This is a genomic window from Staphylococcus parequorum, from assembly GCF_039237145.1.
Taxonomy (GTDB): domain Bacteria; phylum Bacillota; class Bacilli; order Staphylococcales; family Staphylococcaceae; genus Staphylococcus; species Staphylococcus equorum_A.
Window position 1 is genome coordinate 1049489 of sequence record NZ_CP150682.1, and the last position, 23538, is coordinate 1073026.

At 33.5% G+C, this 23538-nt stretch carries 21 protein-coding genes and 1 pseudogene; 10 read left to right on the forward strand and 12 right to left on the reverse strand.

Going from position 1 to position 23538, the window contains the following annotated elements; genetic code table 11:
• Window positions 1-17 precede the first annotated feature (17 nt).
• Window positions 18-848: a formate/nitrite transporter family protein gene (locus tag AAA453_RS04815; RefSeq protein ID WP_427706656.1), complete on the reverse strand. Its 831-nt coding sequence runs from the start codon at window positions 846-848 to the stop codon at window positions 18-20.
• Between the two features lie 348 nt (window positions 849-1196).
• On the opposite strand from AAA453_RS04815, the gene AAA453_RS04820 reads away from it, so the two are divergent.
• Both AAA453_RS04820 and AAA453_RS04825 read left to right on the forward strand, forming a co-directional pair.
• The gene (locus tag AAA453_RS04820; protein ID WP_427706659.1) at window positions 1197-2585 is read left to right on the forward strand and encodes an amino acid permease; all 1389 of its coding nucleotides are present in this window, start codon (window positions 1197-1199) and stop codon (window positions 2583-2585) included.
• Window positions 2586-2817: 232 nt separating this feature from the next.
• The gene (locus AAA453_RS04825) at window positions 2818-4248 is read left to right on the forward strand and encodes an alkaline phosphatase (protein WP_427706662.1); all 1431 of its coding nucleotides are present in this window, start codon (window positions 2818-2820) and stop codon (window positions 4246-4248) included.
• A 160-nt stretch (window positions 4249-4408) separates the two neighbouring features.
• Here AAA453_RS04825 and AAA453_RS04830 read toward each other — a convergent pair whose 3' ends face one another.
• The 6 genes from AAA453_RS04830 to AAA453_RS04855 all read right to left on the reverse strand — a co-directional run bounded on the left by AAA453_RS04830 (window position 4409) and on the right by AAA453_RS04855 (window position 9928).
• Window positions 4409-5284, reverse strand: a complete 876-nt coding sequence (locus tag AAA453_RS04830; RefSeq protein WP_046465883.1) for a MurR/RpiR family transcriptional regulator — start codon at window positions 5282-5284, stop codon at window positions 4409-4411.
• A 2-nt stretch (window positions 5285-5286) separates the two neighbouring features.
• Window positions 5287-6726 carry a PTS transporter subunit EIIC gene (locus AAA453_RS04835; RefSeq protein WP_046465882.1) on the reverse strand — a complete coding sequence of 480 codons (1440 nt, stop codon included), beginning with the start codon at window positions 6724-6726 and terminating at the stop codon, window positions 5287-5289.
• A 76-nt stretch (window positions 6727-6802) separates the two neighbouring features.
• Complete coding sequence (murQ, locus tag AAA453_RS04840) at window positions 6803-7690, reverse strand: N-acetylmuramic acid 6-phosphate etherase (RefSeq protein ID WP_427706664.1); 888 nt, start codon at window positions 7688-7690, stop codon at window positions 6803-6805.
• Window positions 7691-7692: 2 nt separating this feature from the next.
• Window positions 7693-8745 carry a MupG family TIM beta-alpha barrel fold protein gene (locus tag AAA453_RS04845; protein WP_427706666.1) on the reverse strand — a complete coding sequence of 351 codons (1053 nt, stop codon included), beginning with the start codon at window positions 8743-8745 and terminating at the stop codon, window positions 7693-7695.
• Window positions 8746-8843: 98 nt separating this feature from the next.
• The gene (locus tag AAA453_RS04850) at window positions 8844-9173 is read right to left on the reverse strand and encodes a hypothetical protein (RefSeq protein WP_069817610.1); all 330 of its coding nucleotides are present in this window, start codon (window positions 9171-9173) and stop codon (window positions 8844-8846) included.
• 62 nt (window positions 9174-9235) lie between these two features.
• Window positions 9236-9928 (reverse strand): helix-turn-helix transcriptional regulator, encoded by a 693-nt coding sequence (locus AAA453_RS04855; RefSeq protein WP_046465878.1) that lies wholly within the window; start codon window positions 9926-9928, stop codon window positions 9236-9238.
• Window positions 9929-10380: 452 nt separating this feature from the next.
• On the opposite strand from AAA453_RS04855, the gene AAA453_RS04860 reads away from it, so the two are divergent.
• The 7 genes from AAA453_RS04860 (at window position 10381) to AAA453_RS04890 (ending at window position 18633) form a co-directional block, all read left to right on the forward strand.
• On the forward strand, window positions 10381-11175 hold the full coding sequence (locus AAA453_RS04860) for an inositol monophosphatase family protein (protein ID WP_069817611.1): 795 nt from the start codon (window positions 10381-10383) through the stop codon (window positions 11173-11175).
• A gap of 128 nt (window positions 11176-11303) precedes the next feature.
• On the forward strand, window positions 11304-12257 hold the full coding sequence (locus AAA453_RS04865) for an LCP family protein (protein WP_285323738.1): 954 nt from the start codon (window positions 11304-11306) through the stop codon (window positions 12255-12257).
• Between the two features lie 307 nt (window positions 12258-12564).
• Complete coding sequence (fdhF, locus tag AAA453_RS04870; protein WP_427706668.1) at window positions 12565-15519, forward strand: formate dehydrogenase subunit alpha; 2955 nt, start codon at window positions 12565-12567, stop codon at window positions 15517-15519.
• On the forward strand, window positions 15519-15983 hold the full coding sequence (locus AAA453_RS04875) for a DUF1641 domain-containing protein (RefSeq protein WP_046465874.1): 465 nt from the start codon (window positions 15519-15521) through the stop codon (window positions 15981-15983). The genes fdhF and AAA453_RS04875 overlap by 1 nt, the downstream gene beginning before the upstream one ends.
• Before the next feature lie 310 nt (window positions 15984-16293).
• The gene (locus AAA453_RS04880) at window positions 16294-16527 is read left to right on the forward strand and encodes a hypothetical protein (RefSeq protein ID WP_080947915.1); all 234 of its coding nucleotides are present in this window, start codon (window positions 16294-16296) and stop codon (window positions 16525-16527) included.
• 25 nt (window positions 16528-16552) lie between these two features.
• Window positions 16553-17329, forward strand: a complete 777-nt coding sequence (locus tag AAA453_RS04885) for an N-acetylglucosaminidase (RefSeq protein ID WP_427706671.1) — start codon at window positions 16553-16555, stop codon at window positions 17327-17329.
• Window positions 17330-17508: 179 nt separating this feature from the next.
• Window positions 17509-18633, forward strand: coding sequence for an FAD-dependent monooxygenase (locus tag AAA453_RS04890; RefSeq protein WP_427706673.1), 1125 nt, complete (start codon window positions 17509-17511; stop codon window positions 18631-18633).
• Window positions 18634-18734: 101 nt separating this feature from the next.
• Here the strand turns inward: AAA453_RS04890 and AAA453_RS04895 are convergent, their stop codons facing one another.
• The 5 genes and pseudogenes from AAA453_RS04895 to AAA453_RS04915 all read right to left on the reverse strand — a co-directional run bounded on the left by AAA453_RS04895 (window position 18735) and on the right by AAA453_RS04915 (window position 22172).
• Complete coding sequence (locus tag AAA453_RS04895) at window positions 18735-19691, reverse strand: 2-hydroxyacid dehydrogenase family protein (protein WP_427706675.1); 957 nt, start codon at window positions 19689-19691, stop codon at window positions 18735-18737.
• Between the two features lie 270 nt (window positions 19692-19961).
• Window positions 19962-20276, reverse strand: a complete 315-nt coding sequence (locus AAA453_RS04900) for a DMT family transporter (RefSeq protein ID WP_069817616.1) — start codon at window positions 20274-20276, stop codon at window positions 19962-19964.
• Window positions 20276-20596, reverse strand: a complete 321-nt coding sequence (locus tag AAA453_RS04905) for a DMT family transporter (RefSeq protein ID WP_046465869.1) — start codon at window positions 20594-20596, stop codon at window positions 20276-20278. The genes AAA453_RS04900 and AAA453_RS04905 overlap by 1 nt, the downstream gene beginning before the upstream one ends.
• 397 nt (window positions 20597-20993) lie before the next feature.
• Window positions 20994-21461: a CHAP domain-containing protein gene (locus tag AAA453_RS04910; protein WP_285323746.1), complete on the reverse strand. Its 468-nt coding sequence runs from the start codon at window positions 21459-21461 to the stop codon at window positions 20994-20996.
• 340 nt (window positions 21462-21801) lie between these two features.
• A pseudogene (locus AAA453_RS04915) lies at window positions 21802-22172 on the reverse strand (DUF4870 domain-containing protein).
• Window positions 22173-22442: 270 nt separating this feature from the next.
• Here AAA453_RS04915 and AAA453_RS04920 point away from each other — a divergent pair.
• Complete coding sequence (locus tag AAA453_RS04920; RefSeq protein ID WP_427706677.1) at window positions 22443-23513, forward strand: NAD/NADP octopine/nopaline dehydrogenase family protein; 1071 nt, start codon at window positions 22443-22445, stop codon at window positions 23511-23513.
• Window positions 23514-23538: the final 25 nt, after the last annotated feature.

Consider the following 23538-nt stretch of genomic DNA (forward strand, 5'->3'; position numbering starts at 1 on the left):
TATAGAACGTCACAAAATTAATGCAACCTTTGCCCGTCATATTGATGATGATCATTTAAATATGCGTAAAACAATCCGATGATCAAACCCCCGCCAATATAGTTTCCAATTGCAGCACCAAGTAAATTGATTAATGTAGGAATAACTGCCAATAAATCACTTTGATAAACGAGTCCACCAGCAAATAATACAGAATTATAAACGACATGTTCATAACCCATAAAGGCGAATATGGATACGCCAAACATCATGACAAACATTTTAGCTAGAATGTCATCAATTTGCATGGCGATAACTAATGAAATATTGATAAAAAAATTCGCGAATATCCCTTTGATTAAAATTGCTAAAAATCCTGCGGCAAATAGTTTATGCTCTATTGTAATTTCAAGCTGTATGAACATCTCCGGAGACATAATATCTGAATGTCGTGTGAGTGTGAAAAATATTAATCCTCCTGCCACGTTTCCTATAAAGCATAAGGTGAAAATTTTTAAGACACGCATAGGGCTAATAACATGATAATACAATCCAACAGTGAAATACATAAAATTACTTGTTAATAATTCTGAATTGGTGAATAGTATTAGCACTAATGCAAAACTAAAGGCAACGGATGAAACTAAATTTGTAACACCAGAGGGCACATCGCTTCCAAGAGAAGCTTTAATCAACAATATGAATACAGTAATAATACCTAATATAAAGCCAGCCATGGTTGCACGTAATAAATAACGTTTAAAGTAAAAACTTTGAAGTACATCCTTGGTTCTAATCGTATCAACTACATGATCAATCCACGCCTTACCATAGAAGACTTTATCCCATTTAATGTTTTTCTCATTCAATTACGTATCCTCACTTTCGATAGATTAGGACAAGTATACTATGACAATCAGTATTTGTGAATAAATTCACAATATCTCCATAATAAATTTTATGAATTATATTTGAAGTAGGTATGTTCCACTGTGAATCACTTTAAATAAATCGTGATGACATTTGAAAAATCAAAAACAGTGAAATTCATAAAATTACTTTGCTTTTTTTGACGAAATAAAATACAATTAATAACGGAAATGTAAGCCCTTACATAAATCGAAAATAATTGTTCCAATTTTTAGATTTTATAGTATAATGGCGACATGATAAGTGTTTCATCTTTATTTATAATCGAAAGAGATGGGGTTTGAATTATGAATGAGAACAATGAGTTACAGAGGGGACTAGGTGCGCGTCAGATGAGAATGATTGCACTTGGTGGAACAATTGGAGTCGGACTGTTTTTAGGAGCTACAAGCACTATAAAATGGACAGGTCCTTCAGTTATATTTGCATATTTAATTGCAGGTATATTTATATTTTTAGTAATGAGAGCAATGGGAGAGATGGTTTATTTACACCCAACTTCTGGTTCCTTTGCTAACTTTGCAAGTGATTACATACATCCAGTAGCTGGTTATTTAACAGCCTGGAGCAATATTTTCCAATGGGTAGTTGTTGGTATGAGTGAAGTAATAGCTGTTGGAGAATATATGAATTATTGGTTTCCTGATTTACCGCAATGGATACCAGGCGTTATTGTAGTAGTATTATTGGCTTGTGCAAATCTTGTGTCAGTTAAAGCTTTTGGTGAATTTGAATTCTGGTTTGCAATGATCAAAATCGTAACGATTATCTTAATGATAATTGCTGGTTTTGGAATTATCTTCTTCGGGTTAGGTAATGGAGGAGAGGCAATTGGACTTTCTAATTTATGGGCTCACGGTGGTTTTATGCCTAATGGTTGGTTAGGGTTCTTCTTTGCACTATCTATTGTAATTGGTTCATATCAAGGTGTAGAGTTAATTGGAATCACTGCCGGAGAAACAAAAGACCCACAAAAAAATATAAAAAGTGCAGTTAATGGCGTCATTTGGCGTATATTAATTTTCTATATTGGAGCTATTTTTGTAATTGTTACAGTTTATCCTTGGGATCAATTAGGTAACATTGGTAGTCCATTTGTTGCTACATTTGCAAAAGTTGGTATTACATTTGCTGCTGGACTAATAAACTTTGTTGTACTTACTGCAGCAATGTCTGGCTGTAACTCAGGTATATTTAGTGCAAGTCGTATGACATTGAATTTATCTCAAAAAGGTATGCTACCTAAATTCTTTGGTAAAGTTATGAAAAATGGTGTGCCAGTCTGGACTGTAATTGCAATTGCATTAGGTATTTTAATCGGTGCATTATTGAACGTTATTTTACCATTATTTATTAAAGGTGCAGATAGTATATTTGTATATGTTTATAGTGCATCTATATTACCAGGCATGGTGCCTTGGTTTATGATTTTAATTAGTCACTTAAGGTTTAGAAAAAATCATCCTGAAGAAATAGAAGGGCATCCATTCAAAATGCCAGGTGGGGCTTTTACTAACTATATTACAATGGCATTCTTTATTGTCGTATTGATAGGTATGCTATTTAATAAAGAAACAGTAGTCTCAGTAGTAATAGGTATAGTATTCTTATTATTCATGACGATGTTCTTTTTCTTAAAAGGCTATCATAAGTTAGGTAAAGATAAACAAATTTAACATAGGTTGATAATTCAACTGAAATATAGGTTAGCTATTTTATGACTGAAACTACTAAGTTATAAAATAGCTAACCTTTTTATTATAAAAAATAGCTCTAAAACTGTGGATATAAGTGCTTGTATAACTACTGTTTTACAGAAAATTTACATTATTAAAATATTGACGCAAAATTAATGGATTACACTTAACATGTAAGCACAATAATACATATCAAAGGAGTTATTAATTTATGAAACTATTTAATAAGTTAGCAACTGTAACTGTAGCTAGTGCAATTGTTGTTGGCTCGGCATTAGGCAATGTACAACCAACATATGCTTCTGGTAATGGAAAAGCATCAAATGATACACCTGATGTATCTTATATGGGAAATACTGAAAACCCTAAAAATGTAATATTCTTAGTAGGCGATGGTATGGGGCCATCTTATAATTCAGCGTATCGTTATTTCGCAGATAATCCTGAAACAAAAGAAATGGAAAAAACTGCGTTCGATAAACATCTTGTCGGTAATCAACGTACAAATCCAGCTGATCCAAAAGAGAATGTAACGGATTCAGCAGCATCTGCTACTGCATTTAGTTCTGGTCATAAAACATATAATGGCGCAATAGGTGTAGATGAAAATAAAGAAAATGTTAAAACAGTATTAGAACAAGCGAAAGAAAATGGTAAATCTACCGGTTTAGTTTCAACTGCTGAGATTACAGATGCAACACCTGCAGCTTATGCATCACACGTAGATTCACGCGATAAAAAAGATGAAATCGCACAACAATTTTATAATGATAAAATTAACGGCGAACATAAAGTAGATGTCTTACTCGGTGGTGGTGCAAAATATTTCGGTGAAGAAAATGGTAATTTAACAGATAAATTCAAAAAAGATGGTTATGATGTTGTAGATAATAAAACCGATTTACAAAAATCAACAAGTAAACAAATATTAGGTTTGTTCGCTGATGGAAATATGCCATTACAAATAGACGCACCTGATAAAAATCCTAAACTATTAGATATGACAGAAACTGCAGTTAATAAATTACAGCAAAATGATAAAGGTTTCTTCTTAATGGTGGAAGGCGCTTCGATTGATAAAGCAGGGCACCCAAATGATGTTACTGGTGTAATGTCAGAAATGGAAGGTTTTGAAAAATCATTTGATTATGCCATGAACTATGCTAAAGAACATAAAGATACACTTGTAGTAGCAACTGCAGATCACTCGACAGGTGGTTTATCAATTGCCAAAGGTGAAGATTACCTCTGGAACCCTAAAGTAATTCACGATATGAAACATTCAGGCACATACATGACTGAACAAATTGCCAAAGGTGAAGATGCTGAACAAGTAATTAATGAAGGTTATGGTTTTGATGTAGAAGCAGCTCAAATTGATAAAATTAAAGATGAAGCTGAAAAACTGAAAAAATTAAATGAAGATGATGAGGCATATGAAGGGCAATTACAAGAATTACAAAATGCAATTCAAAAACCAATCAATGATAAATCGAATACGGGGTGGACTACAACCGGACATACAGGTGAAGACGTGAACACATATGCGTTTGGTCCCGGTAGTGATAAATTCCAAGGAAATATAGATAATACAGATAATGCTAAAAACATTTTTGAACTTTTAAAAAGTGAAGCTAAATAAACAAAATATCAATATTTAGGGTAACTTGTAATAAGGGACTAAAAATCGCTATACGTTTTACTAGTCCCTTATTCAAATTCATAAAAAAGCACCTATCGAAACAGCGTATTATGCTGACGATAGGTGCTTTTCTTTAATATAGTTCAACTTAACATATCGATTAATGTTTAAATTGAATTTTAGATAAATGCTTACGGTAATTATCTAAAGCCATTTTAGACTGCGTAATAGAGTCTAGTGCACTTTGATAATTCAATGCAATATAACGATAGTAAAGTATATCTACTGTAAAAAGTTGAGCAAATAGTGATGTTGTTGCAGCCATACGCAGTTCGTTTTCATCCGTTTGACCATATATTAAAGTATGGTCTGAAACTTTTGCGACTGGGTTATCATTAGAACTAGAAATTGTAATAATTGGAATGTTATAGTCCATTGCGACTTTAGCCATAGATTGCATTTCACTGTGATTACCTTGATTTGTTACAAAGATAATACAATCATTTTCATCGTGTGTCGCTAACGTTGACATAAATAAATGCGTTTCTTGTAACAAACGGACATTGAGTCCAATGCGGGATAATTTTTGAAATAAATCAGTAACGATGACGAGTGAAGCACCATAACCAAATAGGAATATTGTATTTGAACGCTTCATTGTTTCACAAATACTGTCAATACTATATTCATCTATGTACGTTGATACATAGTTCATCGTGTCTGTTGCACGAGATAGCATTTTTGTTTTTAACGTATCGACTGACTCATTATCCGCTAATTCGAGGTGATTATTATGGATTGCATCATCAGGTAAATAACGAGAGATGGCAATCTTTAATTCTTGGAAACCTTTATCTGTAATTTTTTTACTAAATCTAACGATGGATGCTGTGCTAGTATGAATCTCGTTAGATAAGTCTTGAACTGACATATTGATAATTTTATGTGGTGAATTCAAAATAAAATCTGCAATCTTTTTCTCACTTTTAGTTAACTGAGCATAATTGCTGTCAATTTTGTAAAGTACGTTGGTCATAGTTAATCACCTAAGCTATCAGATTCTCTCATAGTCTTCGTCGTACCTAAGAAATAGGTGAAGACGAAACCACCTGCATACGCAGCGAGTAGTCCTGCAATATATCCTAAATACATATGATCTGAAATCAAAGGTAACAATGAGATCCCACTAGGTCCGATTGCAGTTGCCCCAATGTGACCAATACCTCCAACAACAGCGCCACCAATACCTCCACCAATACATGCAGTGAAGAATGGTTTGCCTAACGGTAAAGTGACACCATAAATTAAAGGTTCTCCGATTCCTAAAAATCCTACAGGTAGTGCACCTTTGAGTGTATTTCTTAAAGTTGTATTTTTTCTACATCTTACCCATAAAGCTAAAGCAGCACCAACTTGACCAGCGCCTGCCATTGCAGCAATAGGAAGTAAATAAGTTGCACCCGTTTGATTGATCATTTCAATATGAATAGGCGTAAATATATGATGTAATCCTAACATAACTAGTGGTAGGAAAAAAGCACCGATGATAAAGCCGCTAAAAACGCCACCGATACTGATTGTAGCATTGATGACAGATACTAAACCGTCAGAAACAAAACCAGCTAATGGCATAAAGATAAATATAGTTAATAAACCGATGATAAATAACGTAATAGTAGGTGTGACAATAATATCTACTGCATTAGGGACAATTTTATGTAATCGTTTTTCAACGATACTAAGAAGCCAAACTGCAAAAATAACGCCAATAATACCACCTTGACCAGGTTGTAGTGGTTCGCCTGTAAAGATATTAATAATCGCATTTTCATCAGTTAATCCTGTGAGTAATGTAGTACCACCAATAACACCACCTAATCCTGGTGTTGCGCCGAATTCTTTGGCTGCATTAATACCTGTAAAGATAGCTAGATAAGCTAACATACCATCTTTAATTACATTGAACACTGTGACAAGTTGTGTAACCCAGTCACCTGAAATTTGACCAGCAGCTAAAAGGTTACTTAATACTGCTGCAATACCACCAATTAATCCGGCACCAATAAAGGCTGGAATTAACGGAATAAAGATATTGGCAATTGTTTTTAATAATTTATTAAAGGCGCCGCGCTTTTGTTTACTTTGAATTGCTGTTTTATTTTCTTGTGCTTTTGCTTCAGCATCAGCTTTATAATTCGTTGAATTATGAGGGATTGTTTCCCCTAGACGTACACCGCTTAATTGAGATATATGATCCGCTACTTTATTAACAGTACCTGGACCAACTACTACTTGCACGCGTTCGTCTTTTACGACGCCCATAACACCTTGAGTTGCTTTTAATTTATCATAATCTACTTTGTTTTCATCAATCACTTTAATTCTTACACGTGTCATACAATTAATAACATTATCCATATTATCAAGACCACCAACAGCGTCTATAATATGTTCTGCGAGTTTTTGTTCTTTTGTCATCCTATATACCTCCTTATTGCATCATAGTTATATGGTTCATGTGGCAACGTGACATTGCTATTCAAATCAGTGTAAATTAATTTTTTATTGCTTGTTTAATAATATTGTCATTTTGACGTAATTTTGTTTCTGCTTCAGCTTTTGAAACATCACATAGATACATAACGACTGCTTGTTTAAGGTTTTGGTCTGCGTCATTATAAAGCTTTTGAGCTTGTTCATATGGAATATCACAAATATCTTGAATAATGCGCACTGAACGATCAACTAATTTATGGTTTGTGGCTTTTACATCTACCATGAGGTTGCCATAAACTTTTCCCACGCCAACCATCGTGATTGTGGAGATCATATTAAGAATGAGTTTCTGTGCTGTTCCTGATTTTAATCTCGTAGATCCAGTTAATACTTCGGGACCGACATTAGCTTCTACAGGGAATTCAGCTAGTTTGCTAATTTCTGTATCGACATTGCATGAAATGGCAACTGTATGGGCACCTAACTCTGTAGCGTATTTTAAACCGCCTTTGACGTAGGGCGTAGTTCCACTGGCCGCAATGCCAATAACTACATCGTTGTCTGTTAAGTCAATGTGTTTTAAATCATCATGTGCTAGTGATTCACTATCTTCAGCACCTTCGACTGCGACTGTCATAGCAGGTTGTCCACCGGCTATTAATCCGATGAATTCATCAGGTGTTGTATTAAATGTAGGCACACATTCTGCTGCATCGAGTACGCCGAGTCTTCCACTCGTGCCTGCACCCATATAGATAATACGGCCACCTTTTTTAAATTGCTTCGTTGTAACTTCAATGACTTTAGCTAAGTCAGGCAATATTTGTTTTATCTGTTGAGGTACTTTTTGATCTTCTTCATTCATAGTCTCTAAAGCTTGTTGAATAGTCATTTCGTCTAAGTGCATTGTAGCTTCATTTCTTGATTCAGTTATTAAATTACTCATCTTTACAGCTCCTTATTCTTGTACGTAAATTCAAATGTGTCATTAGGCTGCATACATTGAATTAATGGTAAATCGTTCTTTATCACTTCACCTACAACATTGATATGATCATGCGGTGGTAAATCATTTTTAATAATCTGTAATTCACCTTGATAACGTCCGTTCAGTTTATTATCCACGGTTATAGCACCGAAATTACGACCATTTGTTGAAAAGGGTTGAATCTCTGTATCACAATAAAGACGAGCTTCTTGTGATCTAATAACGTGAGCTGGATTATCAGCACGTACCGTATGAGGTTTAAATAATATTGATGATACTTGGTCATCTAAAAGCTCAATATTTAAGTTGAAATGTCTGTGGTGTAAAAAAGTAATGAGTTGTTGTGCAGTATGTGAATCAATGAGTGGATCTCCAATCATTACATGTTCGACTAAGTTATCTTTAAGTAACTGTGCACTTTGAATAGGATGCTGATATCTTGTGGATTCAATTGTTGGCAAACCTTTATATAGAGGGCCACGCAACGTTGAACCAGTGATGAAGCCAAATATATCTGCGTGTGCGTTATATTTTAAAATTAAATTATTTTGTGACGCTACGAATTGCGGCTCCAAACCGGTATCAGGTCTCGGATAATAATTATGGCAATAACAGAGATAAGTAAAATCTTTAAGTTCATGGTAAAGCTGTTGCAATAATTGCTCTGAGATGATGCTAGCATTGATACAACATTTGAATCCGTTACTGATAATATCGTTGACGACATTTAAAGAAGTACTATGATCGATACGGATCATAAATTCGGCTGTCTCATATTGATGTAAAAATTGGTAGAAATTGTGATCCAGCAACAAAGGATTGATATCAATCATATATGTAAGCTGATCATTAGATAAATAATCTAAAAGTTCTCCCAAATAGCGATATTTAGTACTTTCGTTTTCTTCAGGAATTTGTACAGATGTAAAAATGGTGCTGTAACCTGAAGCAATCATCCGTTTGATATATGGTTTGTCGATGGGCTGTCCAAGATATATAGAAAATCCATGCATTACTATCACTCCTTATATTGCTGTAATCGTTTTCATTGTACAACACATGAAAAACTATTACAATTTTAATTTATAAAAATCTTTTAAGTGTAATATTGTTACAAAAGAGGAGTTAATAATTGGTGGATACGAAATAAACGTTGCTGAATATCACTTATATATTTCGTTGTATTACCTATAGTTAGTTCATCTATAGGTTGCTCAATTTGATCAGAAAGAAATTTAAAGTAATTGTAGTGAATAAGAGAAGTGTGATGCTTTGAGACGCTTTTTAAAGCTGCGTATTCTTTATCGATATAATCATGAATATTTTGTTTGAAGTCGTTTTTCTTTTTATGATTGGTGACGATTGCGAATTTATATATTTCTAGTAAGTTTAATAATTTACTGATGTGTTGTTCTAAATGATGAAATTCTAAGTTATACATAAAGACTTCCTTTCATATGCTTATCGAAAAAATATAATTAATAAAAAATCCAACTGAGACAATTAGGACTCAGTTGGATTTAAAAATTGCTGATAATTATTTATTGTAATGTCTTGAGTCTTGATTGTCTTTTCAAATGAATATGAGATATCGTGTATATCAATAATAGGAATCTCATTTGTTTTACCCAAACCAATTTCAAAGACGACTGCTTTCCATAAACCTTTTTCACATAATAATCCGATAAAAATAACATTTTCAGTGCCTATATTTGTACCGTTATTGTATTCCATTGCCATAACATTTCTTTCAGTACAATAAATGAGGACTTCAGAAAATATAGGTGGTAAATTTGTATGTTGTCGGTGATCAAATTTAATATAACGATCTAGCTTTTTCAAAGCGCGTCGCATTTTTGTATAAGGTAAATTCAAACACTTTTTAATAATTGCATTAACTTCTTCTTTATAAGGTAACGTAGTGTAAGACTGACTTTCATTAAGCACTAAGAACAAAGCGGATAGTTGATTCTCAGTCAGCTCAATCTCATAACTATTTGGTGTTTCTTGAAGTTGGTAGCCACCTAGTTTACCGTGCTTTGCTAAAATTTTCACACCTTGATCTTCTAAATCTTGAATATCTCTTAAAATCGTTCGTTTTGATACTTCTAAATTTTTTGCTAACTCTGAAGCGGTAATTTGTCTATTCTCTTGAATAGCTAGAACAAGTTTATTTTGTCTCTCGCGTTTATTCATTAGAAAGTCACCTCCCAAATGATTACATATTACATTTATTATATCATAAAAGTGACAATGACGACATTTAGAAAAACTTTTTTTTAAAAAATAAAGAAAACGCTTACATTCGTTAAAAACTTATGTTAATATGTAGTTAGTAACAAGGGGGTAGCGAGTAGATGACAAAGGGGTAGGCTATTACATATAGTTTTGTTAACATCTAATTCGTTCACGTTACTAATCAAACATCTTCAATATTTATTACTTACTTTCCTTTCTATTTAACCGACTAGCTACGCTGGTCGGTTTTATTTTTATGTCATAACGTCAATATGTGTGCCAAAATGTTTTGATGGTTATGATATATCATATATTTCATTAATATTTCTATGATAAAATATAATAAATTAAAGATAGTTGATCCTTAATAAGGAACATAATAATTTATAAATATAAAGAGGTGCCTATACATGGAAAAAGAACAATTAATTTATATCGATGATGCTGTGAGAGCTTGGCTTGAAACATTGGATGAGATCATCCCGAAGTTAATTGAAGATATGGTTACAAGTACGAAACAAAATAGATTTGATTTAGTGACAAATGTTGATAAATCAATACAAAACAACTTTGAACAATTTTTAAACCAAAACTTCCCGGAACATCAGTTGTTTGCTGAAGAAAAGTCAAATGAGGAAGTGCGTCCTAAAGAAGGGCATGTATGGGTTATGGACCCTATTGATGGAACGACGAATTTAGTTAAACAACAAGAAGATTACTGCATTATTCTAGGTTATTTTGTTGATGGTGAACCAGTGCTGTCATATATTTATGACTACCCACATGGTCAACTGTACAAAGCAGCTAAAGGATACGGTGCATATGTGAATGGTAAACCATTAGAAAAACCTGAAAGTATTGATTTACAAGACGCGATTATTTCATTTAATACATTAGTTATGAATGATGAAACGATTCATGGTTTAAATGATGCTTCATTTAGTCATCGTTTTATCGGATCTTGTGGTTTAGATTCAATCCGTGTAATCAAAGGACAATTTGGTGCCCATGTTAATACAAATCCCAAACCTTGGGATATCGCAGCACAATTCTTGTTTGCAAGTGAACTTGGACTTAAAATGACAACTTTAGATAATACGCCACTAGACTTTTCTAAAGCAGGTCCATTTATTATTAGTAACAATGCTTGTCATGAAAAAGTATTAGGTATACTAAATTCAGGAGATGGATACAAAATACAATAAGCAATCACTGTATTAAATATTTATTATATAAATAATAGGTCTAAAGCACTATGCCAAACCCAACTTATTAATATATAATGTATTACTAAATGAGAGAAAATTGAATACAGAAACGGAGAATGATAAGAGTGAATCGTTCTAAAAAAAATAAAAAAATGGGATTACCAACAAAATTAATATTGTGGTTCTTTGGTATATTAGTTTTATTAGCTTTATTAGCAGTTATTTATCTAGGATTTAAAATATTTTCTGTTGGTGGATCAATTCATAATCCTTTAGACAGAGATAAATCTTCATTAAGAGATAAAGACGTAAACTTAGATGATGGTGACCCATTTACGATTGCGCTGTTTGGTGTAGATTCTGACGCTAAAAGGGATGCAGATGGTGGTGGACAACGTAGTGATACAGTAATGGTATTATCAATTAATCCGCAGAAAAAAACGACAGAAATTGTCAGCATTCCACGAGATACACAAGCAGAAATTGTCGGTAAAGGTACTACTGAAAAAATCAATCATGCATATGCGTATGGCGGACCTGACATGGCAGTGAAATCAGTAGAGAATTTATTGAATGTACCTATTGACCACTACGCAACGATAGATATGGATGGTATGCAAGATATGATAGATACTGTCGGTGGTATCAATGTAACGAGTAACGCATCATTCTCATATGATGGGTATCAGTTTAGTGAGGGCGTTCAATCCCATATGGATGGAAAAGAAGCGATGGCATTTATTAGAAGTCGTAAAGAAGATGGTGCTGGTGGAGACTTTGGTCGTCAAGAACGTCAACAACTTGTTATCCAAGGCTTAGCTAATAAACTTACAAGTATCAGTTCAGTTACACATTTTAATTCATTAATGAATCATGTTGAAGATAATGTGAAAACGGACCTTACAGTTGGAGAATTAAACAAAATAAGAAGTAATTATAATGACGCGAACGAACAAGTCAATAGACATCAATTAGATGGACAAGGTGGCATACAAGATGATGGCTTGTACTACTTTATACCAAGTGAGAGTTCACTTAGTGAAATAGAAACAAACATTAAAGATAATTTAGGAATGTAATTTGAATGAACTATAGATTTTGGCGAATGCTAAAATCTATAGTTTTTTTATTATGCCAATATATATGAAATAATATAAAACTTATTAATTAAGAAAAATTCTATGAATATTAAGTTTTGGACTATAAAGTACATCTAATATAATAAAATGTGAAATAAGGTGGAAATCCTTAACATTTATACGAAATAGATATACAATATAGATAACATTATCTTAAAAAAGTGTGGGCTTTTTAGATGGAATGTTATTCAGCACCTAATAGATATATATAACGCGGGCATCATAAATAATAATAGGGGTGAAGAGAATGCAAGAACATTTGATTGTCTCATTGGATGGCAAAGATTATCTTGTAGAACCTGGGACGAATTTACTTGAGTTCATCAAATCTCAAGATACATTTATTCCATCAATATGCTATAACGAATCGCTAGGTCCAATACAAACTTGTGACACGTGTACTGTTGAAATAGACGGTAAAATGGCACGCGCGTGTGGCACAACAATTGATAGACCGATGATTGTTAATACGCAAAATGATAACGTACAAACAAGCCAAAAAGAAGCTTTAGACAGAATCTTAGAAAATCATATGTTGTATTGCACAGTTTGTGATTATAACAATGGCGACTGTGAAATACATAATACAATGGACCAATGGGGTTTAGAGCATCAAACTTATGAATATAAAGAAAAGCCATACGAAAAAGATTACGGTCCTTTCTATCGTTATGATCCAAATCAATGTATCTTATGTGGACGTTGTGTAGAAGTATGTCAAGATGTTCAAGTAAACGAAACACTTACAATTGATTGGGAACGTCAACAACCACGAGTGATTTGGGATAACGATACATCAATCAACGAATCATCGTGTGTAGGTTGTGGTCAATGTGCAACAGTTTGTCCATGTAATGCAATGATGGAAGTCAACATGGAAGGCAGTGCCGGATATATGACTGATTTAGAGCCAGGTTCATTAGCTGCTATGATTGATTTAACGAAAAAAGCAGAACCGGGTTATGGTCCATTGTTCGCAGTTTCTGACTCAGAAGCAGCAATGCGTGAAGAACGCATCGAAAAAACTAAGACAGTATGTACATATTGTGGTGTTGGTTGTTCTTTCGATGTATGGACAAAAGACAGAGAAGTTATAAAAGTTCAACCTCAACAAGAATCACCAGCTAATAAAATTGCAACGTGTGTTAAAGGTAAATTCGGTTGGGATTATATTGATTCAGAAGAACGTCTTACAAAACCATTAGTACGTAAAGATGGTCAATTTGAAGAAGTTGAATGGGATGAAGCACTGAAAGTTGTCTCTGACAACTTTAATAAAGTTAAAGCAACTCATGGTTCAGATGGTTTAGCATTTATATCATCTTCAAAAGCAACAAATGAAGAGTCTTACCTTATGCAAAAGCTTGCAAGACAAGTCATTGGCACAAACAACGTAGATAATTGCTCACGTTATTGCCAAGCACCAGCAACAAAAGGACTATTTAGAACGGTAGGTCATGGTGGTGACTCTGGTTCAATAGACGATCTTGAAATTGCAGATATGGTCGTGTTAATTGGTACGAACACAGCAGAAGCTCATCCAGTTATTGCTTCACGTATTAAACGTGGTCATAAGCTATATAACAATACTTTAAATGTGTTTGATATACGTAAGCATGAAATGGCTGAACGCGCAGATAATTTCTATCAGCCTAAACCAGGCACTGATTTAGTTTGGTTGTCAGCAGTTACTAAATACATTATCGATAACGATCTTCATGATAAAGCGTTTATCGACAAATGGGTGAACAGTTTTGAAGCATATCATAAATCATTAGCGCCATTTACAATGGAGTTTGCTGAAGAAACAACGGGTATCTCTAAAGAGGCCTTAATAGACTTTGCACATCAAGTTGTTGATGCAGAATCAGTATCAATCGCATGGGCAATGGGCGTAACACAACAAGACATTGGTAGTGACACTTCGACAGCGATATCTAATTTATTATTAGCAACAGGTAACTATAGAAGACCAGGCACAGGCGCTTATCCATTACGTGGTCATAATAACGTACAAGGTTGTAGTGATATGGGAAGTATGCCTGATAAATTCCCAGGATACCAAAGTGTTACTGATGAGGAAATAAGAGCGAAATTCGAAAGAGAATATGGTGAAACATTACCAAACGAAGTAGGCAAAGATAACCATCAAATGATGGAAGGTATTCATGAAGGTGAAATTGATGCTCTTTATTTATACGGTGAAGATACAGGTATTGTCGACTCAAACATCAACTATGTACAAGCTGCATTAGAGAAAGTTGGTTTCTTAGTCGTACAAGATGAATTCTTTACATTTACAGCTTCATACGCAGATGTAGTGTTACCAGCTAGTCCATCATTAGAAAAAACAGGTACATTTACAAATACAGAGCGTCGTATTCAACGTCTATATCAAGCTTTAGAACCAAAAGGCGATTCTAAGCCAGACTGGGAAATTATTCAAGCTGTAGCGAAAACGTTAGGTTATGATTGGAACTATACGCATCCAAGTCATATTATGGACGAGATTGCAAGACTCACTCCGTTATATTCAGGTGTGAACTATGATCGTTTAGAAGGATATAATAGTTTACAATGGCCAGTAGCAGAAGATGGTACAGATCAACCGACACTTTTCTTAGAAGGCTTTAACTTTGATGATGGAAAAGCGAATTTCTATCCATTAACATTTGATAATTTCTTTAAAGTAAATGAAAAATATGATTTACACGTAAATAATGGTCGTGTATTAGAGCATTTCCATGAAGGTAATATGACTTATAAAGTGCCAGGGCTTCAATACAAAATGCCAAATCCATTTGTCGAAGTGTCTCCTGAATTAGCAGAAGATAGAGGCATTCACGAAGGTGCAGAAATTAAATTGATTTCTGATACTGGTGAAGTAGAACTTGTGGCCCATGTCACAGATAGAGTTAAAGGTAAAGAAATCTATATTCCATTAAATAACAATGCTATGGAATATGGTGATCAAGGTGCCATTAACTTATTGACAAATAGTGATGTAGATAAAGACACAGACACACCATCTTATAAACGTACAAGTTGTCGTATGGAAGTGAAGACACGAAGAGGTAAATCACCACTCAATCCTACAAACTTCCGTGTAAACAAACAACGTCAACCACAATATAGCGTTCGAGTTGAAGACAAATGGAATCGTAAAGATTATACTTTCCCAGGAAGTCAGGTGGATAAATAATGGCTGAAAGAATAACAAATATTAAACGCATGCAAAAAACTGAAGCAGAGGTTAAAGAAGAAAATTTAGCTGAAGTGACCGATGCGATTGTAGCAAATAAAGACAGCATTTTAAAAGCGATTAATATCATTAGTACTTTAGATGATGCTAAATTGCTAGATGCTATGTCAGGTGCAGTTAAGAGTAGAGGTGTTATAGCCAATAAATTCTCTGTTGAATTAAATAAAGAACAATATTCAGGGTTAATTTCAAATATGGCTTCACTTGTATTTTTATTAGGCGATTTAGATGTAGATGATTTATCTGGGATGTTAAATAAAGTAAATAAAGGCTTACGCGTCGCAAATCAAGCCAATCCAAATCAAAAAACATCTATCACTGGTTTGATGGGTATGTTGAAAGATGATGAAATGAATCGTAGTTTAACATATATGATGAATATGCTTAGAGGAATGTCAAGATAAGCACTTTTAAATAAATATATAGTTAGAGGCTGGGACATAGCACATGTCTCAGTCTCATTTTTTATATTAGCAGTGGTTGACTGAATTGAAAATGCGTTTATATCAAGCTTGTATTCAACTTTACAGTCAGCTGTGCCGGGGTGGACGACGAAAATTTATTAGAAAAATTATATTTCTGTCCACTTCCTAACTGTTTATTGTTTTAAAAATGACATATTGAAACAATGGGAACTATGATACAATTTCTATTATTAGAATTAAATTTTATATATTTTTAAGGGCGAGGAGTGGAGGACTTATTAACGCGAAAATGATTAAAATCATGGCGATTATCTCAAATGTATTTCTAGTTTTGGGAATTATATTTTTAATAATGATGAATATGGTTATGGCAATTACAATGTTTGCTGTTTCATTAGTAATCAGTTTAATGATATTCAATATGTTGTTTAGAGATAAGAAAGCTATGAGGATAGCGCTTAACATTTCTTTTGTAGTTGTCTTAATTGCTATTATTATTGCTTATGTTACATTAACTAAATAAGTGTAAGCTAGGGAGTTATTATATAATGAATGGAATTTTAAAGAAAAGATTAACATTATTTATTATGCTCATTATCATCGTCATATTTGCGATTTTATTAATTATAAATGAAACACATCTATTTGATAATCAAAAGACACATTCTTTTAATGAAGCGGTAGATAAGCAACTTGGTGAAGGCACTTTAAATATGACAGAAAAAAATGGTCGATTTGTCGAGGCTTCAAAAACTGATGTTAAAAAGGCTATGGATGTAAATAATGACAAAGATAACTTAAATCATATGGATATATCTGAAAAAGTATCAATGTCAGAAAAAGAAGTAAATGATATTTTAAAAGATAAAGGTATATTGAAAAATAAAGGTGAAGCATTTTTAGAAGCACAAGATAAATATGAAGTTAATGTGTTATACCTTGTGAGTCATGCGCTTGTTGAAACTGGCAATGGTAAATCTGAATTGGCCAACGGTATAGAAGATGATGGTAAGCATTACTATAATTTTTATGGTATAGGTGCATTTGATGAAAATGCAGTACACACAGGTAGTAGTTTTGCTAAAAAGCAATCATGGACTTCACCAGAACGCGCAATTATGGGCGGAGCTAAATTTATAAGAGGCAATTACTTTGAAAATGAGCAATTATCGTTATATCAAATGCGCTGGAATCCAAAATCACCTGGAGAACACCAATATGCTAGTGATGTAGAATGGGATGAAAACATCGCCACATTTATGAAGGTTTATTATGATAAACTGGGTATAAAGAAAGATCATATTAATAAAGACTATTATTTATAAAAGTTGAGTTATCATATATTTATAGGAAAGATAACAGGTGTTTTCATGATACGTTTGTTATCTTTTTTGTGTGATGACTTATTGCCAATACTTAAGTTAATATCAAAGGACTTATTAATATATAGTTTTGCAAAAGTGTTAATATTGAATAGACTAGGAAAATTTGGAGTGAATTGAAAATGAAAATAGCTATAGTTGGCGCGGGCATTGGTGGATTAACAACTGCAGCATTATTAATTGAACAAGGACATGATGTCAAAGTATTTGAAAAAAATAAGGAAGTAGCTGAAATAGGCGCAGGCATCGGCATCGGTGGTAACGTTATTGAAAAATTAGGAAAGCATGATTTAGCAAAAGGCATTAAAAATGTCGGGCAAATTACTGATACGATGGAAGTGCGAGATGATAAAAATAACTTGCTATCCAAAGTGAAGTTAAAAAAGAATACGGTGAACTTAACAATGTCTCGTCAAGATTTAATAGATGTTATTCAATCTTATGTACCAGACACAGCAATCTATACAAATCATTTTGTGACTCATATTGATAATGGCGATTTAAAAGTGACTATACATTTTGATACACAACAAGAAGAAGCATTTGACTTATGTATTGGTGCAGATGGTGTACATTCTAAGATAAGAAATACGGTTGAACCTAATAGTAAGCCTGAATATCAAGGCTATACGGTATTTAGAGGATTAGTAGAAGATGTGGATATTAAAGATGCTCAAATTGCTAAAGAGTATTGGTCGCCAAAGGGTAGAGTAGGTATAGTTCCCTTATTAAACAACCAAGCCTATTGGTTTATTTCTATTAATGCGAAAGAAAAAGATAGTAAAATGAAAACCTATGGTAAACCTCATTTACAAGCCAGATTTAACCGTTTTCCAAATGAAGTAAGAGCCGTATTAGATAAACAAAGCGAAACAGATATTTTACTAAATGATATTTATGATCTAAAACCACTGAAAACCTTTGTTTATCAACGTGCTATTTTACTTGGTGATGCAGCGCATGCAACGACACCAAACATGGGACAAGGGGCAGGACAAGCAATGGAAGACGCCATTGTCTTAGCAAATTGTCTTGAGTCATATTCGTTTGATGAGGCGTTACAACGCTATGATAAATTACGTGTAAAACATACTAAAAAAGTAATTAAACGTTCTAGAAAAATAGGTAAGCTCGCACAACGTAGTAATAAACTGGTTGTAACTGTAAGAAATGGCGTTGCAAAAGCTTTGCCTAATAAGTTAGTTACGAACCAAACTAAATTTTTATATAAATCCAAAAGTAAATAAACTTGGTATATTTCAATAGAAAGCACCCATCCATATTTTTAATGGATGGGTGCTTTAATTTGTACTAAGTATTTAGAACTAAACTTTTAGTAACTCATTTGTTAATTTACTAAAAACTTAGGTTTTTTATCATTTAGCTTACTAATTGTGTCATTCGCAACAATTTTAGACATCATATCACGAGATTCAAATGTCGCATTACCAATATGTGGTGTGAGTACTACATTGTCTAGTGATTTCAACTCGTCATTTATTTCTGGTTCAAATTCGAAAACATCTAAAGCTGCGCCCTCAATTTCTTTATCTTTTAAAGCTTGTACTAAAGCTTGTTCATGGACGATAGGGCCTCTCGAAGCATTAATTAAATAACTCGTTGGCTTCATCATTTTAAATTGTTCAGTGTCAATTTGATGATGTAAATCTGGATTATATGCAGCGTTAATTGTTACAAAATCTGCATTTTTTAATAAAGTTTCTAAGTCTACATACTTGGCGCCGATTTCACGTTCTTTATCGACTTTTTGGTTAGGGCCAGTATAAAGCACATTCATATCAAATGCTTTGGCACGTCTTGCTACAGCAGCACCAATTTCACCTAAGCCAATAATACCAATCGTTTTACCAGAAACTTCTCTGCCACGGAAGAACAGTGGCGCCCAGCCATCGAAGCCAGTTGTACGGCATAATTTATCACCTTCAGCGATACGTCTTGCAACTGCAAGTACGAGCGCAAAAGTTAATTCAGCTGTAGAATTTGTTGAAGCTTTTGGTGTGTTTGTAACGTCAATGTCTTTTTGACGAGCATAGGCTACATCTACGTTATTAAAACCTGCACCATAGTTTGCGACGATTTTTAAATTGCTACCGGCATCAATTACTTCTTTATCTACGTTGGTAGACAAAAGACTAATTAATGCATCAGCATCTTTAACCCCTTGCTTTAAAGTATCTTTATCAATGATACCTTCGCCTTCATACATTTCAACCTCATAACCTTGATCTTTTAACAAGTCAAAACCTACTTCGGGTACTGGACCTGCGATATAAACTTTTACCATGTATAATCCCTCCATTGTATATTTAGTATAGTAAATTTCAAAGCACTAAACAAATTATTATATTTATTAAAGAAATAGTTGGGTGAACTTTTTATATAATGCCTAAAAAGCAATAGAAAGCGATTTCTATGTTACTTATTTATATATTTTAATGTATATAAGTCAAACATAGCCATTCTCAAAAAAAGCAATAATCCATTGTTAAACAGTGGATTATTGCTTTTATTTTAATATCATGATTTAGAAAGTATCTTTTTATTATTTGTTTTTCTAACTTATAAGCTTTAAGCCTACAATTGAAAGAATAATCAAGCCAATAAAGAATATACGTTTTGCATTTTTAGATTCATTGTATATCAACATACCTACAAGTGTGCCACCGCCAGTACCGATGCCACTCCAAATTGCATAAGCAGTTCCCATAGGAATGTCATTCATTGCTACTTTGAGCGTGCTAAAACTACAGATAAAAGCAATTGCTAATAAGACTACTAAAGATTTCTTTTTAGTGCGTGTAATTTCATTTAATATGACTACACCGACTACTTCTAATAGCCCTGCAATAAGTAAAATAAACCAAGCCATTAGTTTTCAGCCTCCTCTGTAGTTAATTTTAGACCGATAATACCTATTACCAATAGTATAATTAAGATGATTTTCATAAAGTTAAAAGGATCACCGAAAAATAACATATCCACTAAAACAGTACCAACTGCGCCAATACCTACGAATACGGCGTAAACCGTGCCAACGGGTAATGATTTACACGCAGAAATAACAAGAAAGAAACTTATAATAATAATGATAATCGTACCAATCCAACTAAGTAATGAATCAGCAGTATTTAAGCCAGTGACCCATAATATTTCTATAAGCCCAGCAAGTATAACTTTAAACCATTGCATCGTTGTGCCTCCTTTTTCACCAAACGCTCTTATTTTCTCAAATATTCTATTATACTGCAATATTAAAAATAATCTAAAAATATTGAGCACTTAATACTGAATTTTTAGATTCGTTTTAATTATAGCGCGTGTTGTCTTGCTTAATTACTTTGATGTGGTGAACATTTATAAATGTTCAATCAATCGATATGTCTGAATAATTGAGTATATTGTTTTAAAAAGGCAGTGGTTTGCTTGGACGCTTGACTAGTTAATAAAGCACGAATTGAAGACTATAGGTTGAGGTAGCGTCCGCGAAAAGTGTGCATAAAAAAAGTGTCAACAAAGTTTTAGACTTTGTTGACACTCTATAATGTTCTAAATCCTGTTATTCTAATTTATATTGTAGTAGCGAATATTAGTTAACGTGGATGTAGTTATATGAACTTGCTTCACCAGCAGAGATAGTACGTTCACTTACAGAGTAAGGTCCGCCGCTATAATTCATTTCTGAAACATTTACTGAACCGTCACTGTTTACATTTTCAACGTATGCAACGTGGCCCATTGGTCCTTCAGATGATTGTAAGATTGATCCAGCTTCTGGAGAGTTGTTAACTGTGTAGCCTGCAGATGAAGCTGCTGACGCCCAGTTATTTGCATTGCCCCAAGTAGAACCGATACCTCCGCCTACTTTATCAAATACATACCAAGTACATTGACCTGAAGTGTATAAGTTAGCACTTGAGCTTGCAGTTTCTTGTGTAGTAGTTTGGTTTGTTTGTTGAGTTTGTTCTGCTGCACTTGCTTCATTTCCTTGATCTAATCCTACGATTGCTGCGCCAATACCTGCTGTGATAGTTGTTGCTGTTACTAATTTATTCATAATTAAAAAATCCTCCCAAATTTGTTCGTTCTTTATATTTATTATTTATGTTATTCGTTCGATAGTCTTTAAAGTTAATGTTTTTATTTTTCGCTTTGCTTTCAACGACAAGTAATACTCTAACAGATGAATTTAGGTTTGTGTGGTTTGTTACGCTTTTGTAAAACAATTAAAAAAACCTCACATATCGTTGTAATAAACGACATGTGAGGTTACAGAAAGGTATCGGCTCGTAATAGTTTGTAAAGAGCTGTGGTATAAGGTTTTACAATAAATTAACATTCAAAATAACTAATTTGTATTACAAGAGTTGTAATAAGTCACAAAATTTAGATTCGTTTTATTTGAAAAATCTAATTGAAAGTGGTGGTAAATAGTCTTCTCCATTATATGCTTTTACAGCAGCTACGATAGTAAATATGAAATTCAAAATAGCTATAATAGGGAATAAGATAAAGCCTATTATGATAAACATCGCTATTGAGCAACGATTAACCAAATCATATAAGAAAGTAAAAAGTTGAAGTAATTTTTACCAGCCTTGTCAATGAATGGTGAATCTTCACGTTTAATAAGCCAAATAATAAGTGGTGCTATTAACGAAGTGAAAAAACTTAGCACATAGATTAAAGTTCCCATTAATCTATCGTCGCTACTTGGTTCTTGATTTATTACTGTAGAAGATTGGTTTGTATTATATTGTTCATCCATATGAATCACGCCTCCCTTATTAGCATAACTATAACAAATATTATTGTTGATTGGTATTTAATTTTAAAGGCTACAATTTAATTTTACAATTAAAAAATTGGAAAAGTGAGCATTTTAAAACGTCGTACATTTAATTGGATGAAACAAATGAATATAATGCAATTAGTAAAGGTTGAATACCAGTGTTTATAAGAAATCTAAATTGGATATACATTATAGTAATGTTTAAAACACTCATACATACAAATCATTAGAGAAAGAAGGGTATTTATGAAGATAGCAATCGTAGGATCAGGGAATGGTGCTGTTACAGCAGCATTAGATATGAAGCATAAAGGACATGAGGTGAAGTTATATTGTCGAAATCAATCTATTGATAAGTTTGACAAGGCAATAGCACAAGGCGGATTTACGTTTAATAATGAAGGGGAAGAAACGTTTATCGAATTTACTGATATCAGTGATGATATGGAATATGTTGTTAGTGATGCAGAAGTCATTCAAGTCATTATACCGTCTACATTTATTGAACACTATGCGCGTACGATGGCGCCATTTATTAATGATAAGCAATTAATATTCTTTAATATGGCAGCGGCAATGGCTTCGATTCGATTTATGAACGTCTTAGAAGATATGCGTATAGAAGTTATGCCGATATTTGCTGAAGTGAACACATTAACTTATGGGACGAGAGTGAATTTTGATGAAGCTCACGTGGACTTATCATTAAATGTAAGAAAAGTACATTTTTCAACTTATGATAAAGAACATTTAAGTGACAGCTTTGACAAGATTGAATCGCTATACCCATATGTTGTCAAAGAGGAAAGTCTTTGGAAAACAAATCTTGAGAACGGGAATCCAGAAGTGCATCCAGGTCCAACATTACTCAATGTTGGACGTATCGATTATGCCGATGACTTTGCATTATATGAAGAAGGCATAACGAAACACACCGTTCGTTTACTGCACGCCGTAGAGTTGGAACGATTAACTTTAGGACGTAAGTTAGGCTTTGAATTATCTCCAGCTAAAGAAGCGCGTATTGAACGTGGTTATTTAGAAAGAAAAGACGAAGATGAACCTCTGAATAGATTGTTTAACACGAGTCCAGTATTTTCACAAATCAAAGGACCAAATCATGTGAAAAACCGTTATTTAACAGAAGATATTGCATACGGACTCGTATTATGGTCTAGTCTTGGTCGTGAAATTGAGGTTGAAACGCCAAATATTGATGCCATTATCGTGTTAGCATCTACTATTTTAGAACGTGACTTTTTTGAAGAAGGACTCACGATTAATGAATTAGGCAAAGAAAAGCTGGGGCTTAATTAATTTGAACTAACAATAGGGGGACTGT

Excerpts from the sequence above, each read along its gene's own strand:
- fdhF (WP_427706668.1), top strand. The coding sequence starts at position 12,565 with ATGCAAGAACATTTGATTGTCTCATTGGATGGCAAAGATTATCTTGTA.
- AAA453_RS04875 (WP_046465874.1), top strand. The coding sequence starts at position 15,519 with ATGGCTGAAAGAATAACAAATATTAAACGCATGCAAAAAACTGAAGCA.
- AAA453_RS04845 (WP_427706666.1), bottom strand. The coding sequence starts at position 8,745 with ATGCATGGATTTTCTATATATCTTGGACAGCCCATCGACAAACCATAT.
- AAA453_RS04860 (WP_069817611.1), top strand. The coding sequence starts at position 10,381 with ATGGAAAAAGAACAATTAATTTATATCGATGATGCTGTGAGAGCTTGG.
- AAA453_RS04830 (WP_046465883.1), bottom strand. The coding sequence starts at position 5,284 with ATGACCAACGTACTTTACAAAATTGACAGCAATTATGCTCAGTTAACT.
- AAA453_RS04820 (WP_427706659.1), top strand. The coding sequence starts at position 1,197 with ATGAATGAGAACAATGAGTTACAGAGGGGACTAGGTGCGCGTCAGATG.
- AAA453_RS04885 (WP_427706671.1), top strand. The coding sequence starts at position 16,553 with ATGAATGGAATTTTAAAGAAAAGATTAACATTATTTATTATGCTCATT.
- AAA453_RS04905 (WP_046465869.1), bottom strand. The coding sequence starts at position 20,596 with ATGCAATGGTTTAAAGTTATACTTGCTGGGCTTATAGAAATATTATGG.
- AAA453_RS04900 (WP_069817616.1), bottom strand. The coding sequence starts at position 20,276 with ATGGCTTGGTTTATTTTACTTATTGCAGGGCTATTAGAAGTAGTCGGT.
- AAA453_RS04920 (WP_427706677.1), top strand. The coding sequence starts at position 22,443 with ATGAAGATAGCAATCGTAGGATCAGGGAATGGTGCTGTTACAGCAGCA.
- AAA453_RS04910 (WP_285323746.1), bottom strand. The coding sequence starts at position 21,461 with ATGAATAAATTAGTAACAGCAACAACTATCACAGCAGGTATTGGCGCA.
- AAA453_RS04895 (WP_427706675.1), bottom strand. The coding sequence starts at position 19,691 with ATGGTAAAAGTTTATATCGCAGGTCCAGTACCCGAAGTAGGTTTTGAC.
- AAA453_RS04825 (WP_427706662.1), top strand. The coding sequence starts at position 2,818 with ATGAAACTATTTAATAAGTTAGCAACTGTAACTGTAGCTAGTGCAATT.
- AAA453_RS04850 (WP_069817610.1), bottom strand. The coding sequence starts at position 9,173 with ATGTATAACTTAGAATTTCATCATTTAGAACAACACATCAGTAAATTA.
- AAA453_RS04855 (WP_046465878.1), bottom strand. The coding sequence starts at position 9,928 with ATGAATAAACGCGAGAGACAAAATAAACTTGTTCTAGCTATTCAAGAG.
- AAA453_RS04835 (WP_046465882.1), bottom strand. The coding sequence starts at position 6,726 with ATGACAAAAGAACAAAAACTCGCAGAACATATTATAGACGCTGTTGGT.
- AAA453_RS04880 (WP_080947915.1), top strand. The coding sequence starts at position 16,294 with ATGATTAAAATCATGGCGATTATCTCAAATGTATTTCTAGTTTTGGGA.
- murQ (WP_427706664.1), bottom strand. The coding sequence starts at position 7,690 with ATGAGTAATTTAATAACTGAATCAAGAAATGAAGCTACAATGCACTTA.
- AAA453_RS04890 (WP_427706673.1), top strand. The coding sequence starts at position 17,509 with ATGAAAATAGCTATAGTTGGCGCGGGCATTGGTGGATTAACAACTGCA.